Raw genomic sequence first — 16798 nt, 5'->3', positions numbered from 1 at the left:
GGTGGAAGTCCATTGCGGTTCGTCGCGAACCGCAACCTCACGCCGGGCTGCTTCCGGCGAACCGCAACAACATGCCGACCCCACGGGTCCAACCGCAGCCGCGCAACGATTCCCTCCACCCGAACCGCACTCTGAGTCCGCCGGTGTCGGCCGAACTGCAGCTCGAGGACGGTTTCCGTCGCCGAGCCGCAGCGACACGCCGACAACACCGGGAATTGTCGGCGTGTCCCTGCGGCTCGACCGCGGTCGGCGGACGCAGGCTGCGGTTCGCCGACGCCGGCCGACACACGATTGCGGTTCGCGACGAACCGCAACGAACTTCCACCACGAATCTCAAACGCAGGACACTAGCACCGGCCACTGACATCGCCGGCGCCGCGACGACGAGCCCGTGGCCGAACGGGTCGCGCATCGGGTCTACGACGGAGCCGCGCCGACCTGCGGAGTCCCGCCCGGCCGGGAGTGGTGCCCGTCCCCGGCGCCGGGTCTCCTGGCGCGGATGAATCCCTGGATCGCGATGACGGCGGCGCCGCGACACCAGCTCTCGTTCTCTCCCGAGGTGAGTTCGACGCGTACGGCCGAGGCGCGCGGGTCCCGGTGCTCCTCGATGCCCTCGCGCACGGCGTCGAGGGTCAGTTCCGCGAGGCGGACGCCTTCGCCGCCGAGGATGACGAGGTCGGGCGCCGCGAGGTTGGCCACGGCGGCGACGAGCCTCCCGAGGCCACGGCCGGAAGCGGTGAGGATCCGCCCGACGGCGGGATCGCCGGCCTCCGCCAGCTCGAGGACTCCGGCCCACGACACGGGGCGGCCGAGCGCCGTGGACACGTCGCGTTCGATGGCGGGGATGGTGAGCATGGCTTCGGCGCAGCCGCGATGACCCCAGGTGCACGGGGGCCCCAGGGGGTCCAGCGGCCAGTGGCCGACGAGCCCCACACCGGTGTCGTCGTTCGCGAGCAGGCGCCCGTTCGCGACGCAGCCGTAGCCGACACCGACGCCGATCGTCAGTGCCGCGAAGTTGGAGTGCCCGGCGCCCAGGCCGAACCAGTGCTGCGCCTCGGTGAAGGCCGCCAGGTCGTTCGCCGCGAAGGCGGGTAGCGCCGCTGCTTCCTGCACGAGCGCCGCGAGCGGAACGTCGTCCCACCCGAGGAACGGTGCGCTGCTGACGGTGCCGTCGCCGGTCACGACGCCTCCCAGGCCGATGCCGACGGCGTCGATGGCGTGCTCGTCCTGAGCGTCGCGAACGAGCGCGGCGATCTGGCGGACGACGTCGTCCGGCTCGCGGGAGTCGAGGGGCGACTCGCGGTAGCCGAGGACGTCCGCGCGAAGGTTCGTGACCGCGCACATGAGCGTCTCGCCGCTGAGCTTCACGCCCAGGAAGTGGTGCGTCTCCGGGACGACGTCCAGCGGGGTCGACGGGCGGCCGGTACGACGTTGCGCCGCGCGCGGGGCCTCGACGAGCAGACCGGATCGGAGGAGTTCGGTGCTGATCCGCGTCAGTGTCGCGGGTGCGAGGTCGAGTCGCCTCGCGAGTTCCGACCGCCCGAGGGGCCCGTGCAGGAGCACCTCGAGCGCGACAGCCTGCGCGAGTCCGTCCATCGGTTGCCAAGCCACAACGACCCTTTCCTTCATCCTCGAACGAACCCTAGCCGAGACGCCAGCATACAGGGGGTGTTGACCCCGACTTTTTTCCTGTGGTGAAATAACAGCGGCGGTCAACCAGTGGCCGCCCTCACCTAGGAGACACTTGCAATGACGCAACCACGCTTCGCGGTAGCCGGCGCGCTCGCACTGTTCGGGAGCCTCGCCCTCACCGGCTGCGGCACCTCGGGCGCCGGCTCGGACGAGCCCGTACAGCTGACGTTCTGGGGCACCTACGGCAACGGGGGCAACAGCGCCCAGACGGAGATGCTCGAGGACGAACTGCTCCCGGCCTTCGAGGAGGCCAACCCCGGCATCGACGTCGAGTACGTCGACATGCCCTACGACGGGCTCAAGCAGAAACTCACGACGAGCGCGGCGGGCGGCGAGCTGCCCGACCTGATCCGTTCCGACATCGGCTGGGTGGCCCAGTTCGCCGAGCTCGGCGTCTTCAAGCAGCTCGACGGCGAGATGCCCGGCTTCGAGGAGCTGGCCGACGACGTGTACCCGGGCACGCTCACGACGACGTCGTGGGACGGGCACTACTACGGGCTGCCGCTCAACACGAACACCCGGGTGCTGATCACCGACCAGCAGGCACTCGACGCCGCCGGAGTCGCCGAACCGCCGTCGACGTTCGACGACCTGCGCACCTTCGCGGACGGGCTGGAGGGCACCGGCGTGTCCGCCTTCGCGGACAGCGGGCTGAGCGCGTGGAACGTGATGCCGTGGATCTGGTCCGCCGGCGGCGACATCACGGACGAGGACGTCACCACGGCGAGCGGCTACCTGGACAGCCCCGAGAGCGTCTCCGGGGTACAGCTCCTCGTCGACCTCTACCAGGCCGGTGCCGTCCCGAACCTCATCACCGGGAACACGGGCGCCACCTCCACCAGCGACGGTCTCCCGTCGGGCGAGTACGCCACCATCCTCGACGGCCCCTGGATGCGCGACATCTGGGCAGGCCAGTACCCCGACTTCGACCCGCGCTACGCACCCGTCCCCGCCGGCGACGGCGGATCGGTCAGTGTGGTCGGCGGCGAGAGCATCGTGGTCACCGAGAGCACCCCGCACGCCGACGCGGCCTACGAGTTCCTCCGGTTCACCCAGTCCGAGGAGTACCAGCTCGGCATGGCGGAGGCCGGTCAGATGAGCGTCAAGCCCGAGCTCGCCGACGCCCAGGCGAAGATCTCCCCCTTCTACGAGGTCTTCTCCGACCAGCTGGAGAACGCACGCGCCCGCCTGCCCATCCCCCAAGCCGGTGAGGTCGACACGATCCTCGGCACCGAACTCGTCCCCGCGTTCGAGGGCGAGACCTCCGTCGAGGACGCGCTCCGCTCGGCCGCCCAGCAGATCGACGCGCTGCTCGCCGAGAACCAGTGATGGCGATGCTCCAGCAGACCCCGGAAGCGACGATGGCGCTCCCACGCCGGTGGGCGCCACCGTCGCGCCACCGGAGACGGCCGCGCCTCACCCCCTACCTGTTCCTCCTCCCCGGCGCGCTCCTGTTCGGGCTGTTCATCCTGTACCCCATGGTGCAGGCGGCCCAGATGAGCCTGTACGACTGGAACATCCTGCGGGGCGCCGCGAGCGAGTTCACCGGCCTCGACAACTACGTCCGCGCCGCCCGCGACGACCGCTTCTGGCTGAGCCTCGCCAACAGCGGCATCTACATGCTGCTGACCGTGCCGCCCCAGATCGTGCTCGGCCTCGCCGTGGCGATGCTCCTGCGCTCGAAGGCACCGGCACAGCCGCTGTTCCGCGTGCTCTACTACCTGCCGGTCGTCACCAGCTGGGTCGTCGTCTCGCTGCTGTTCAAGTACCTCTTCGCCGACGAAGGGCTGATCAACTTCGCCGCCGGCGACATTCTCCACCTCACCGACGGCGACACCTCGTGGCTCTCCGAGCGCTGGACCGCGATGGTCGCCATCTGCGCGCTCGGCATCTGGAAAGGGATCGGCTGGTCCATGATGATCTTCCTCGCCGCGCTCCAGGGCGTCCCGAAGTCCCTCGAGGACGCCGCGCTCGTCGACGGCGCCAACTGGTGGCAACGGTTCCGCGCGGTCACCCTGCCGGCCATCTGGGCGGCGATGATCTTCGTCGTCGTCATGCTCGTCATCGGCGGCTTCAATGTCTTCACCTCCGTCCTGCTCATGACCGCCGGAGGCCCCGGCGGACAGACGGAGGTACTGCTCACCTACATGTACCGGCAGGCGTTCGCGGAGTTCGACTTCGGCTACGGGTCAGCGCTCGCCGTGATCCTCACGGTCCTCGTGTTCGTCGTCTCCGCCCTCCAGCTCCGGGCCTTCCGCGATCGAGGGGCAGGAAACGCATGAGCCCCAGGACTCCCACCGCGCTCACCGCGCTGCGGTTCGTCGTGCTCGTCGTCGGCGCGCTCGTCATGGTGACGCCGTTCGCCTACATGGTCTCGACGTCGTTCAAACCCCAGGCGTACGTGCTGACCAACCCGCCGCAGTTCGTGCCGGACCCCTTCACCCTCGACAACTACGTGCAGGCATGGACGACCCAGGACTTCGCCCGCTACACGACGAACTCGGTACTCGTCGCCGTCGTCTCGACGGCGTTGTCGGTGCTCATCAGCTCGATGATGGCGTACTCGTTCGCCCGGTTCGAGTTCCCCGGACGGGAGTGGATCTTCCGCGTCCTGCTCGTCGGGCTGATGGTGCCCACGATGATGCTGATCATCCCGCAGTTCGTGCTCGCGAAGTACTTCGGGCTGCTCGACTCCCTCGCCGGGCTCGTCGTCTTCTACGTCGCCGGTTCCCTCGCCCTCAACACCTTCCTGCTCCGCGGATTCTTCGCCGCCCTGCCCAGGGAGCTGGACCAGGCCATGGAGGTCGACGGCGCGAACGCCTGGACCCGGTACTGGAGACTCGCCCTCCCCCTGGCCAGGCCCGCCCTCGCGACCGCCACGATCTTCACGTTCCTCGCCAGCTGGGACGAGTTCGCCTGGGCGCTGACCATCATCAACAGCCCGGACCTGCGCACCCTGCCCATCGCGATCCAGCTCTACCAGGGCCAGAACGCCACACAGTGGGGCCTCGTCTTCGCGGCGTCCGTCATCGCGATCGCGCCCGTGATCGTCGTCTACCTCGTCTTCCAGCGCCACTTCGTACAAGGCCTCACCTCCGGGGCGGTCAAAGGATGAAATTGCCTCCGTTCACCATGCTTCCCACCCGCTCGGTCTTCCGTCCGGGAGACCACGTCGCCGTCGAGCTCCGCGGCACCAACCTGCCCGCCGAAGGCACCCTCACCGTCTGGCGCCTCGGAGAACCGGTCCACAGCCAGCCACTCGGCGCCGGGGCCGTCCAGACGCTCCCGCCGCTCCCGCCAGGCGGCTACGGCCTCGAGCTGGAGTCCGCGACAGGTCTCGTGCGGACCGCGGCGGAGGTCGCCCGGGAGGAGTGGTCCGCCCTGCGCTACGGATTCGTCGCGAGCTACCGGCCGGCCAAGGACGTGCGCGCCGTCGCCGAGCTGGCGCGCCGCCTGCACCTGACCGGCATCCAGTTCTACGACTGGGCCTACCGCCACGCCGACCTGCTCGGCGGCGGCGAGGCCTACGACGACGCCCTCGGGCAGCCGGTCACGCTCGACACCGTCCGCCGCCTGGTCGAGGCGTTGCGGGACGCCGGCACCGCCTCGTTCGGGTACGCCGCGGTCTACGCCGTCGGCCCCGAGGAATGGCCGGAGTGGCGGCAGCACGCGCTGCTGCGCCCGACGGGAGAACCGTACGCGCTCGGCGACTTCCTCTACCTCCTCGATCCGGCGGCTCCCGCGTGGCTGGAACACTTCCGCGAGGACCTGGCGAAGTCGGTGGAACAGGTCGGGTTCGACGGGTTCCACCTCGATCAGTACGGCTATCCGAAGCACGCCGCCCTGCCGGACGGCACGCCCGTGGACATGGCCGGGTCGTTCGTCCGCCTGATCAAGGCGGTCCACGACCGCCTGCCCGAAAGCCGGCTCATCTTCAACAACGTCAACGACTTCCCGACGTGGGACACTGCCTCCGCACCCCAGGACGCGGTCTACATCGAACCGTGGGAGCCCGTGCTGACGCTCGGGGCGCTCGCCGACGTGGTGAAGCGGGCCCGGGCGGCGTCGGGCGACAAGCCGGTCGTGCTGGCGGCCTACCAGCACGTGTACGACCAGGCGCCGGCCGAGGCCGCCGACCGGGCGACCCGGCTCACGATGGCCACGCTCTTCTCGCACGGCGCCACGCAACTGCTGGCCGGAGAGCACGGCAACCTGCTCGTCGACCCCTACTACGTGCGCAACCACGAGGCCGAGGCCGGAACTCTCGACGTTCTCGCCCGCTGGTACGACTTCCTCGTCGAGCACGACGCCCTGCTGCTCGACCCGGACATCGTCGAGGTGACCGCCTCGTACACGGGCGACTACAACGACGATCTCGACGTGCGGTTCACCCGGGTCGGCGTCACCGGGAACGCCGAGGCCGGCGCGGTCTGGCGGCGGGTCACCCGGACGCCCGAGGGTCTCGTCGTCCACCTGATCAACCTCGCCGGGCAGCCCGACACGCTGTGGGACGCACCGCGCGAAGCGCCCGGCGTCGTGGGCGAAGGGCAGTTGCGCTTCCGATACGTGCGCGGCCGCACGCCCCGCGTGCGCGTCGCCGACCCGGACGGCAGCGCCCGTCTGCTCGACCTCGACGTCCGCCTCGACGGGGACCACGCGGTCGCCACCCTTCCCCCACTCACCATCTGGCAGGTCATCAATGTCGTTCTCTGAGCCGTCGTCCGCGGCGTCGTCCACTCTCCTCGCGGCCGGGCCGGCCGGAGCCGACGACGCCGGCTGGTGGAAGCGGGCCGTCGTCTACCAGGTCTACCCGCGCAGCTTCCAGGACTCCGACGGCGACGGCGTCGGCGACCTGCGCGGCATCCGGCAGCGGCTCGACCACCTCGAACGGCTCGGCGTCGACGTGATCTGGCTGTCCCCGGTCTACCGGTCGCCGCACGCCGACAACGGGTACGACATCAGCGACTACCAGGACATCGACCCGCAGTTCGGCACGCTCGAGGAGTTCGACGCCCTGCTCGCCGCCGTGCACGACCGCGGGATGCGACTCGTCATGGACCTCGTGGTCAACCACACCTCCGACCAGCATCCGTGGTTCATCGAGTCCCGGTCGAGCGTCGACAGCCCCAAGCGCGACTGGTACTGGTGGCGCCCCCCGCGCCCCGGCCACGAGCCGGGCCGGCCGGGCAGCGAGCCCACCAACTGGGAGTCGTTCTTCTCGGGCCCCGCATGGACCCTCGACGAGCGCACGGGCGAATACCACCTGCACCTGTTCGACCGCAGGCAGCCCGACCTGAACTGGGAGAACCCCGAGGTGCGGCAGGCCGTCCACGCGATGATGCGCTGGTGGCTCGACCGCGGTGTCGACGGCTTCCGGATGGACGTCATCAACCTGATCTCGAAGGACCCGGCCCTGCCCGACGGCGCGGTCGCGCCAGGGCGCGCCTACGGCGACGGGTTCCCGCACGTCTCCGCCGGCCCCCGGCTGCACGAGTATCTGCAGGAGATGCGCCGCGAGGTGTTCGACGGCCGGGGCGCGCTCCTCACCGTCGGCGAGACCCCGGGCGTGACCGAGCAGGAGGCACGGCTCCTCACCGATCCCGCCCGCCGCGAGGTCGACATGGTCTTCCAGTTCGAGCACGTCGACCTCGACCACGGCAACGGGAAGTTCGATCCCCGGCCGCTCGACCCCGGCGAGCTCGCCGCATCCCTGACGGCGTGGCAGGTCGCCCTCGCCGACGTCGGCTGGAACAGCCTGTACCTCTCCAATCACGACCAGCCGCGACCGGTCAGCCGGTTCGGCGACGAGACAACCTGGTGGCGCGAGTCCGCCACGGCCCTGGCGACGGTCCTCCACCTGCAGCGCGGGACGCCCTACATCTACCAGGGCGAGGAACTCGGGATGACGAACGCACCCTTCACCAGGATCGACGAGTACCGAGACGTCGAGTCCCTGAATCACCACGCGGCCGCGACGGCCGCCGGACACAGCCCCGACGACGTACTCCGCGCACTACGGCGGATGAGCCGCGACCACGCGCGCACCCCGGTGCAGTGGGACTCCTCGGCGCACGGCGGCTTCACCGAGGGCGAGCCGTGGATCGCGGTCAACCCCAACCACCTCCGGATCAACGCCGCGGCACAGTACGACGCGCCCGGCTCGGTGTTCGAGCACTACCGCGCCCTGATCGGGCTCCGGCACCGGAACGCCGTCGTCGCCGACGGCGACTTCACGCGGATCGACGCGGGCGACCCCGGCATCTTCGCCTTCGAGCGCACCCTCGGCGACGAGCGCCTCCTGGTCGTCGCCAACCTCTCGTCCGACACGCGGCGGCCGGCCCTACCGGGACCGGTCGCCGCGCGGTGGGGCGGCGCGGAGGCCGTCCTCACCAATCTCGCCGACGACGGCGCACCGGGCGAACCGCTCGCGCCGTGGGAAGCGAGGGTCTTCGCACGCTAGACGCCCCTCTCTCCGGCCTGGGCAGCCGGCATGACAACGACGTCAGAAGGAGAAAGCCATGCCACATCACGCAACCCCGCATCCCCCGTCCGTCCGCCGGCCCCGGTTCCTGCGCCGGCTCGGCATGTGCGCGATCGCCGCGCTCGCGGCGGCGGGCGCCATGGTCCCCGCGCCGCCCGCGGCCGCCGCGGAGGTCGGCGACGCCTGGACCGACAAGGCCAGGTACGCACCGGGCGAGCAGGTGGAGATCTCCGCCGAGGTCACCGGGAGCGGGCCCGTCGAGTTCTCGCTCGTCCACCTCGGAACGGTCGTCGACAGCGCGACCGTCGAGGCCACCGGCGACGGCGAGGTCACCTGGAACGTGACGCCGCCCGCCGACGACTTCACGGGCTACCTCGTCCACGTCGACGCCGGCGGCAGCCGCGCACAGACCGCCGTCGACGTCTCCAGCACCTGGACGCGCTTCCCGCGACCGGGCTTCCTGGACCGCTACCCGGCCGACATGACCGCTGCCGAGCAGGAGGAGGTCGTCGGAGACCTCACCCGGAAGTACCACCTCAACTCCCTGCAGTTCTACGACTGGATGTGGCGTCACGAGAAGCCGATCGAGCGCGACGCGAACGGTGACCTGGTCGACACCTGGACCGCGTGGAACGGCGACGTCATCGCACCCGCCACGGTCTCGGGGTTCATCGACGCCGTGCACGGGGTCAACGCCGCCGCGCTCCCCTACTCGATGAGCTATGCCGCGCTCGAAGGGTTCGAGACCCACGGTGTGAACGCCGGCTGGCGCCTGCAGTACCGGTCGGACGGCAGCGACTGGAAGTTCCAGATGCTGCCGAACGAGCCCGACACGACCCTCTGGATCATGAACCCGGCGGACCCCGGCTGGGCGTCGCACATCACGCAGCAGTACACCGACCAGGTCAGCACCTTCGGATTCGACGGAACGCATCTCGACCAGCTCGGGAACTGGGGCGGGGCACCGGACGGCGGGATGGACGACATCTCGGGAAACCCGGTGGACCTGCCGGGGAGCTTCGCCGACCTCGTCACCGAGACCCGGGCCGCGACCGGCAAGGACGCCGGGTTCAACGCCGTGGACGGCTTCGGGGGCGCGGCACTCGCGGGCTCCGAGAGCGACTACCTGTACAGCGAGCTCTGGGAGAACCACGAGACCTACGCCCAGGTGCAGGACTACCTCGCGGCACAGCGCGCGGCCTCCGGCGGCAAGGGAGCCGTCGTCGCCGCCTACCTCAACTACCGCAGCAATGTCGGTGACCGCTACGAGGCCGAGGACGGGGCACTCGCCGGGGGCGTCGCCGTCGACACCGACCACTCCGGATACACCGGCAGCGGGTTCGTCGACGAGTTCGGCGTCGTCGGCGACTCGGTCACCGTCACGGTCACGGTGCCGGAGAGCCGCCGCTACGGCATCGTCCCCCGGTGGGCGAACGGGACGCCGGCGACCGCGACCCGGACCGTGTTCGTGGACGACCAGTCCGTCGGGAGGATCAAGCTGCAGCCGACCGCCGACTGGGACACCTGGAACACCGAGGGCGGGACGAGCGCCTACCTCACCGCCGGAACGCACACCGTCCGCATCGCGGTCGAGGCGGACGACTCCGGATACATCAATCTCGACAGCATCACCCTCGGCACCTTCGACACCCCGTCGGTCCAGCTCGCCAACGCCGCCTTCGCCGCGAACGGCACCGGCCACATCGAGCTGGGCCAGGACGACCAGATGCTGGTCGCGCCCTACTTCCTCGACGAGACCAAGCAGATGAGCCTCGGGCTCCAGGAGTGGATGGAGACCTACTACGACGTCGTCACCGGGTACGAGAACCTCTTCTACGGCCCGACCCTGCACGGCCTCACGAACGCCGTCGAGATCGCCGGCCAGCCCACCAGCAACGACGGTGCGGCCGACACCGTCTGGACCAACGTCATGCGCAACGACGGCATGGACGTCATCCACCTGATCAACCTCCGGGGCAACGACGGAAGCTGGCGGAACGCCGCCGCCGACCCGCCCACGCTCACGGATCTCCCGGTCAGGTACTACCTCGACGGAACGCCCGCACCCGGTACGGTGCGGGTCGCGAGCCCGGACCGGGACGGCGGCCGCTCGGCCGAGCTGCCGGTCACCACCGGCAGCGATGCCGGTGGTGACTACATCACCTTCACGGTCCCGGAGCTGAAGAACTGGGACTTCGTGTACCTCGGCGAGTCGACCGCGGGCAACGGCAACGTCGTCACGAAGGCCAGTACGTGCCTCGACGTCGCGGGCGGCGACTCCGCCAACGGCACTCCCGTGCAGGTCTGGGACTGCGCGAGCGTCCCCGCCCAGGACTGGACGTACGACGGCGACAAGCTCGTCGCGCTGGGCAAGTGTCTCGACCTCGACGAGGGCGGGACCGCGAACGGCACCGTCGCTCACCTCTGGGACTGCGTGGGCGTGCCGAGCCAGACCTGGACCCGCACCGCCCGGTCGCAGTACCGCAACCCCGCCAGCGGCCGCTGCCTGGACGTCGTCGGCGAGGGCACGGCGAACGGCACCCGCGCCCACCTGTGGGACTGCCACTCCGGCCCGAGCCAGAAGTGGACGCTGCCGCGCTGATCCGCGCCGAGCGGTGGGGTGCCCGCGAGGCACCTCACCGTTCGGCGCTCAGCCGAGCTCTCGGATGGTGATGCCGGTGAACCGAGCCGGGCCGCCGTCGGCGTACAGGGAGATGCCGGTGTCGCCGTCGGCGAAGTGGACCTGCTGGGAGAGCACCGTGTGGCCGGCGTTGACGTACACCTCGACGCTCTGGGTGTCGACGAAGATCCGCAGGTGCACGTCGCGCGCGGCGGGGTCGATCGGGGCCTCCGCCTGCAGGTAGGGGTCGAGGGAGAAGTCCGCCTGGTCGGAGGGACCCCGGTCGACGTAGATCCGGTCGCCGAACTTGCCGATGTTCGTGTGGCGGGTGCCGTCGGCGGACCGGCCGACGGACACGCCGACGTTGACCGCGTCGTCCCAGGAGACGTCGACCTCCAGCTCGTACGCCCGGCCGGTCCACGGCAGGGTGACGCCGGAGTCGACCGTCTGGTCCGGGAGCGAGGTCGTCGCGGTGACGTACTGCGACAGGGCGTCCACGGGCGAGCTCAGCAGGGAGTACCAGCCGCCGGGCTGTCGTTCGAGCCGCACCTCCCGCACGATCGAGTTCTGCCCGTTGTACCCGTCCGTGTCGTCCGTGGGCACGTCCCGCGCGGCGTACTTCCAGTTGTTCATCCAGCCGACGGCGTACCTGCGGTGCTCGGGATCCCCGGCCACCGGCCACGTGACGGCGCCGTACCAGTCCCACCCCCAGTCCAGCCACTGCGGTTCGAGGTTCGCGGTGAGGAACTGCTGACCGTCCCAGCCGCCGATCCAGTACGCGTACGTCATGGGCAGCCCCAGGGTGTAGGCGTCCATGCTCGCGCCGAGAACCCAGTGCCGGGTCCCGTCGTCGGCCACGATCTCGAACAGGTCCGGGCACTCGATGCCGCCCAGGTCGTGGTTCGGGTAGTCGAAGTTGCTCCGGAACGTCCAGTCGTGCAGGTTCGGCGAGGTGTAGAAGGACGCGTACCGGAGGCGCCCGATCACGCAGACCCATTCGCCGCGGACGGCGTCCCAGTGGATCTTGGGGTCGCGGAACCATTCGGCGTTGGCGATCTCCTCGTCCGTGGTGGCCGTCCGGCCGTCGGGGTTGACGATGACGGGATCGGGCAGCGGCGTGAAGGTGTACCCGCCGTCGGTGGACCAGTAGAGGTACTGCTCCTGGTACCGGCGGACGCCGTCGGTGGGCTGCGTCGCGAGGACGACGACGGCCCCCGCGCCGTAGCCTGCCGTGTTCGCCTCGTCGACGACGGCCGACCCCGACCACACCGGGAAGTCCGGCTGCAGCGGGAGCACCGTCCCGTGATGGGTGAAGGACACGCAGTCGGTGGTCGTCGCGTGGTCCCAGCCGCCCTGGCCGTTGTTCTCCTCCGAGTGCAGGTAGTACAGGTGATAGGCACCGCCGTGCAGCACGGGACGCTGAGGGTCGCACAGCCATCCGGCCGGCGGGGTCATGTGGTAGACGGCGCGCAGCGACTCCTGCGCGCGGGCGGGCGGCAGGGGCAGGGCGGTACCGGCCATCAGCGCGAGTGCGCCGGTGCCGGCCCCCTGCAGGAGGCCGCGTCGGGTGATCTCAACCATGTCTGACTCCTTTGTCGATCTGGTTCGGTCCAGGTACGTCGGTCGTTCGGGCGGAGCGCGGTCACGCCCCTGCCGGTGCGACGTTCCGCACCGACTCGCGCATCACCTCCGGGCACGCCACCTCGAGCCGCCCGCCGGGTGGGGTCTCCTGCTGCCCGAGCAGCAGTCGCACGCCGGCCGCGCCGAGCTCACCGTGCGGCAGCCCCACCGTGCTCAGCGGAGGGCGCAGATGGGCCGCGATGATCTCCTGGTTGTCGAAGCCCATGACGGACAGGTCGCCCGGGACGGTGAGGCCGCGCTCGCGGACGGCGTCGTACAGGCCCATCGCGACGCGGTCGTTGTGGCAGAAGACGGCTGTCGCTCCTTGCTCCAGGAGGCGGGGGAAGACGTCGTAGCCGCCCTCCTGTTCCGGGCGGGCGTCGAACACCAGGGCGGGGTCGACGGCGACGCCCGCCTCTCGTAGTGCCTCGGTATAGCCCTGGAGCCGTCCGTCGTGCGCCGGTGACGGGGTGGTGGTGTTGACGAACGCGATCCGGCGGTGGCCGGCGTCGAGCAGCGCCCGGGTGGCCGTCCGCCCGCCCTGGACCTCGTCCGGGACCACCGCCGGGACGTCGCTGCCCGGGGCGTAGCAGTTGACGAGGACGGTGTTGGTCTCGCCGAGCGCCGCCGGCAGCTCCACGGCGCGGTGGTACCAGGTGGAGTAGAGGATGCCGTGCACCTGGTGGTCGAGCATCATGGCGATGGCGTCGCGCTCGGCGTCGTCGTTGCCCGCGGTGTTCGCCACGAGGAGGGTGTAGCCCTGCCGCCACGCGGCGTCCTGCGCCCCGTGGATGATCTGCCCGGCGAACGGGGTGGTGGCGATGGCGTCCGCCACCAGCCCGATGAACCGGGTGGTGCCGGTCACCAGGTTCTTCGCGGCAGCGTTGGGCCGGTAGCCGAGCCGGTCGGCCGCGTCACGCACGCGCTGCCGGGTGTCCGGCCCGATGCGGGCCCCCGTGGTCTCGTTGAGCACGTGGGAGACCGTCGCGGTCGACACGCCGGCCGCCTCCGCGACCTCTCGCAGGGTGACGCGGGCGCCCCGTCGTCGTGGGCGCGGTGTCGTGTTCGTCATCGCAGCATCCTCCCTGGCCCCGCGCCTGCGGATCGACCCGGCGGCCGACGTGTCGTCCGCCGGGTGGTCGTCCTCGACGTCGCCCTCGTCGTCGCCGTCATCCCTTCGTCGCCCCGCTCTCCAGGCCCTGGATCATCGCCTTGTTCAGCACGAGGAACACCAGGAGCAGCGGGGTGATCGTGACGCACACCGCGGCGAACGTCGCCGTCCAGTCGACGTTGCCCATCGCGCCGATGTAGTTCTGCAGGCCGAGGGGGATCGTCCGCAGCCCGTCGGACAGGACGAAGGTGTTGGCGAAGATGAAGTCGTTCCAGATGAAGATCGCGTTGACCATCACCACCGTGACGATGGTGTTCAGCGACATCGGGAACGTGATCTGCGTGAAGATGCGATACGGCCCCGCTCCGTCCAGCATCGCGGCCTCGTACAGCTCGTCCGGGATGTAGCTGTAGAACGAGGAGAAGAGGTACACCGACATCGGCAGCGCGAAGCCGGCGAGCGGGATGATCATCGAGGCGTACGTGTCCAGCAGCCCGACGTACGAGTAGTCGATGAACAGCGGCACCAGCGCGATCTGCACCGGCACGATGATCCCGAGCAGGAAGACGGCCCGGACCACTCCCGAGAACCGGAAGCCCAGCACCGTCAGGGCATAGGCGGCCATCGTGCCCAGCAGCACGATGAGGACGTTGGCTCCCATAGTGACGACGAAGCTGTTCAGGATGTTCAGGCCCAGGTTTCCGGTGCCCAGCGCCCGGACGAAGTTGTCGGCGGTGATCTCGCCCGGCAGCGCGAAGAGGTTGCCCGAGGCGAAGTCCGCCGGCGTGCGCAGGGCCGTGAGGAACAGCCACACGAGGGGGTAGACCTGCACCGCGATGATGAGCGTGACCACCACGACGGTCAGTGTCCGGTGGACGTCGAGGCGCCGTCGGCGTTCCGCCGCCGGCACGGACGGCGGCCGGGTGGCGTTCCGGCGGCCGGGGCGCTGCAGGATGGCGGTCATGTGTCCCTCCTGCGCAGGAGCAGGGTGATCAGCCCGACGGCGACGAGGCACTCGATCACGATGAACACCGAGACGGTGCTCGCATAGCCGAAGTTCGTCGACGTGAAGGCCGTCTTGTACATGTAGGTGGTGAGCAGCTCCGACGACTGGCCCGGACCACCGTTGGTGAGCAGGTACGGGATGTCGAACCCGCGCAGCGCGTACGTCGTGGCCATGACCACCGTGGTGATCCAGACGGGCCGGATGTAGGGGAAGCGGATGCGGTGGAACAGCTGCCACCACGAGGCGCCGTCGAGGCGGGCCGCCTCTTCCAGCTCCTTCGGCACCGCGGCCAGGGCGGCGTAGATGATGAGCATGTACAGGCCCGTGAAGCGCCACCCCTCGGGCGCGGAGACCGCGGCGAGCACGGTGTCCACGTCGGACAGCCACGCCGTCTGCAGGCCGCCCAGGCCGACCAGGCCGAGCGCCTGGTTGAGCAGGCCCGGAGGGTCGAAGGAGTAGATGCGCTGGAAGAGGAACGCGATCGCCACGGTGGAGATCACCGCGGGCAGGAGGAACAGGGTCTTGGCCACCTCCCGGCCGCGGGGCAGGGCGAGGATCAGGCTGGCGACGACGAGCGCCCCGCCGAGTTGCAGGACCAGGCAGATCGCCAGGTACCCGAGCGTGTTGGCGAAGGCACGCCAGAACACCACGTCGCCGCCGAGCATCCTCGCGTAGTTGTCCAGGCCCACGAACCGCATCTCGGTGATGCCGTCCCACGCATACAGGCTCAGGACCAGCGACTGCACGATCGGCAGCAGCACGGCCACCCCGTACACGAGCAGCGGCGGCAGGATGAACACCAGGACCGACATCCTGCTGCGGTGTCTCAGCATCGTGGCGCCCCTCCGTTGTGTGCCCGGGCTTCGCGTACCGGCGCCCCGTGCCCTCCGTGTGCCGGTGCCCGGTGTGACCGCCGCGTCATTGGAACGCCTCGGCGCCGTGCTCGGCGATCACCGCGTCCATGGTCGCGATGAACTCGTCCGCGCCGGTCTCCCCTTGGACGAGCAGGGTGAGTTCCTGCTGCAGCCGTGTGTTCGACGTCGGGTCCAGCACCGCGTCCCACGGCACCGCGGACTCCTCGCCGACCTCGTCCGCCAGTTCCAGCGCCTGTCCGTAGAGCGGGGTCGCGTCGGCGGGAATCGCGGTGCGCGCGGTGGTGGTCGGGGAGATCGCGCCCGAGGCGGCGTACACCTCCGGATAGCGTTCCAGCGCGAAGGCGAGGAAGTCGCGCACCAGCGGGTCGTAGGTCGCGCTGTTCACGGCCATGCCGATGCCCGACGGCGTGAAGTACTCGTTGGCGTCCGTCGTCGCGCCGTCGACGGTGGGGAGCGTGAAGAAGTCGACGTCGTCGCGCACGGCCTCGTCGAGGTTCCCGGTCGCAAGGTTGGTGAGCTCCCAGGTGCCGATGTTGTAGGCCGCCGCCCGGCCGCTGGTGAACAGCGCCTGCGCGTCCGCGTACCCCGTCGCGGAGAAGCCCTCCTGGAAGCAGCCGGCCTCACCCAGCTCGCTCAGCCACCGCGCGGCGGCGCGACCCGGTGCGTCGGCCAGGGAAGCGTCGGCACGCTTGAGCTCGCTGATGTAGTCCTGGCCGGCCAGCCGGTACGGGTAGTAGGCGAGATACCGTTCCAGCGGCCACTGGTCCTGGCCGTCGAGCGCGATCGGGACGGTCCCCGCGGCCCGCAGGTCGCGGCACATCCGCGGGAAGTCGTCGAGCGTCTCGGGGACCTCCACGCCCGCCTGCTCGAACAGGGCCGTGTTGTACCAGAACATCTCGAGCTGGAACTCGAAAGGCACCATGTACAGCGAGCCGTCGTCGAAGCGCTGGTAGCTCAGGGCCGCCGGGCGGTAGTCGTCGAGGACGCCGATGTCCGACAGGAGCGCCTCGACGTCCATCATCCGGCCCTGGTCGGCGAGCTTCCGGGCGAACGGCGTGGCGTCGATGTCGAACAGCTCCGGGAGCTCGTTCGCCGCGGCGAGCGTCTCCAGCCGCTGGAGGTAGGAGGGGCGGTCCGGGGTGGTGACAAGGCGGAGGGAGAAGCCGGGGTGCTCCTGGGCGTACTCGTCGGCGATCTGCTCCATCGCGGTGATGACCCCGCCGTCGGCCGGTCGGGACAGCAACCACGAGATCTCCCGGGGTTCGGGGGCGCCCTCGGGGTTCACGTCGGTCGGTGCGGCGGTGGGCCCGCCGATGGGGGAACAGGCGGCCAGGGACAGGGACAGCAGGCAGGCTGTCGCGGCGAGGGGGATGCGGAGGTGTTTCATGGTGAT

12 protein-coding genes are annotated in these 16798 nt (G+C 70.2%); 6 read left to right on the top strand and 6 right to left on the bottom strand.

Going from position 1 to position 16798, the window contains the following annotated elements; genetic code table 11:
• Positions 1-417 precede the first annotated feature (417 nt).
• Complete coding sequence (locus ACYVK5_RS22285) at positions 418-1611, bottom strand: ROK family protein (RefSeq protein ID WP_460708171.1); 1194 nt, start codon at positions 1609-1611, stop codon at positions 418-420.
• Positions 1612-1749: 138 nt separating this feature from the next.
• On the opposite strand from ACYVK5_RS22285, the gene ACYVK5_RS22280 reads away from it, so the two are divergent.
• The 6 genes from ACYVK5_RS22280 to ACYVK5_RS22255 are packed head-to-tail and all read left to right on the top strand — an operon-like array spanning position 1750 to position 10775.
• Complete coding sequence (locus ACYVK5_RS22280) at positions 1750-3021, top strand: extracellular solute-binding protein (RefSeq protein ID WP_460708170.1); 1272 nt, start codon at positions 1750-1752, stop codon at positions 3019-3021.
• Positions 3021-3974: a carbohydrate ABC transporter permease gene (locus ACYVK5_RS22275; RefSeq protein WP_460708169.1), complete on the top strand. Its 954-nt coding sequence runs from the start codon at positions 3021-3023 to the stop codon at positions 3972-3974. Before ACYVK5_RS22280 ends, ACYVK5_RS22275 begins: the two co-directional genes overlap by 1 nt.
• Positions 3971-4807, top strand: coding sequence for a carbohydrate ABC transporter permease (locus ACYVK5_RS22270; RefSeq protein WP_460708168.1), 837 nt, complete (start codon positions 3971-3973; stop codon positions 4805-4807). Before ACYVK5_RS22275 ends, ACYVK5_RS22270 begins: the two co-directional genes overlap by 4 nt.
• Positions 4808-4809: 2 nt before the next feature.
• Positions 4810-6405: a glycoside hydrolase family 66 protein gene (locus ACYVK5_RS22265; RefSeq protein ID WP_460708167.1), complete on the top strand. Its 1596-nt coding sequence runs from the start codon at positions 4810-4812 to the stop codon at positions 6403-6405.
• Positions 6392-8152, top strand: a complete 1761-nt coding sequence (locus tag ACYVK5_RS22260; protein ID WP_460708166.1) for a glycoside hydrolase family 13 protein — start codon at positions 6392-6394, stop codon at positions 8150-8152. The genes ACYVK5_RS22265 and ACYVK5_RS22260 overlap by 14 nt, the downstream gene beginning before the upstream one ends.
• 58 nt (positions 8153-8210) lie before the next feature.
• On the top strand, positions 8211-10775 hold the full coding sequence (locus tag ACYVK5_RS22255; RefSeq protein ID WP_460708165.1) for a glycoside hydrolase family 66 protein: 2565 nt from the start codon (positions 8211-8213) through the stop codon (positions 10773-10775).
• A 48-nt stretch (positions 10776-10823) separates the two neighbouring features.
• Here ACYVK5_RS22255 and ACYVK5_RS22250 read toward each other — a convergent pair whose 3' ends face one another.
• The 5 genes from ACYVK5_RS22250 to ACYVK5_RS22230 form a co-directional block, all read right to left on the bottom strand.
• On the bottom strand, positions 10824-12374 hold the full coding sequence (locus ACYVK5_RS22250) for a glycoside hydrolase family 32 protein (protein WP_460708164.1): 1551 nt from the start codon (positions 12372-12374) through the stop codon (positions 10824-10826).
• Between the two features lie 61 nt (positions 12375-12435).
• Entirely contained in the window at positions 12436-13485 is a 1050-nt protein-coding gene (locus tag ACYVK5_RS22245; protein ID WP_460708163.1) for a LacI family DNA-binding transcriptional regulator, read from the bottom strand.
• Positions 13486-13582: 97 nt separating this feature from the next.
• Positions 13583-14488 carry a carbohydrate ABC transporter permease gene (locus ACYVK5_RS22240; RefSeq protein WP_460708162.1) on the bottom strand — a complete coding sequence of 302 codons (906 nt, stop codon included), beginning with the start codon at positions 14486-14488 and terminating at the stop codon, positions 13583-13585.
• Positions 14485-15363, bottom strand: coding sequence for a carbohydrate ABC transporter permease (locus tag ACYVK5_RS22235; protein ID WP_460708161.1), 879 nt, complete (start codon positions 15361-15363; stop codon positions 14485-14487). The genes ACYVK5_RS22240 and ACYVK5_RS22235 overlap by 4 nt, the downstream gene beginning before the upstream one ends.
• A gap of 85 nt (positions 15364-15448) precedes the next feature.
• Positions 15449-16792: an ABC transporter substrate-binding protein gene (locus tag ACYVK5_RS22230; RefSeq protein ID WP_460708160.1), complete on the bottom strand. Its 1344-nt coding sequence runs from the start codon at positions 16790-16792 to the stop codon at positions 15449-15451.
• Between the last annotated feature and the right edge of the window lie 6 nt (positions 16793-16798).

The sequence above is a fragment of the Myceligenerans halotolerans genome (assembly GCF_054782975.1).
Note: the sequence above shows the minus strand (reverse complement) of the source record. Positions and strands in the feature narration are given on the sequence as shown.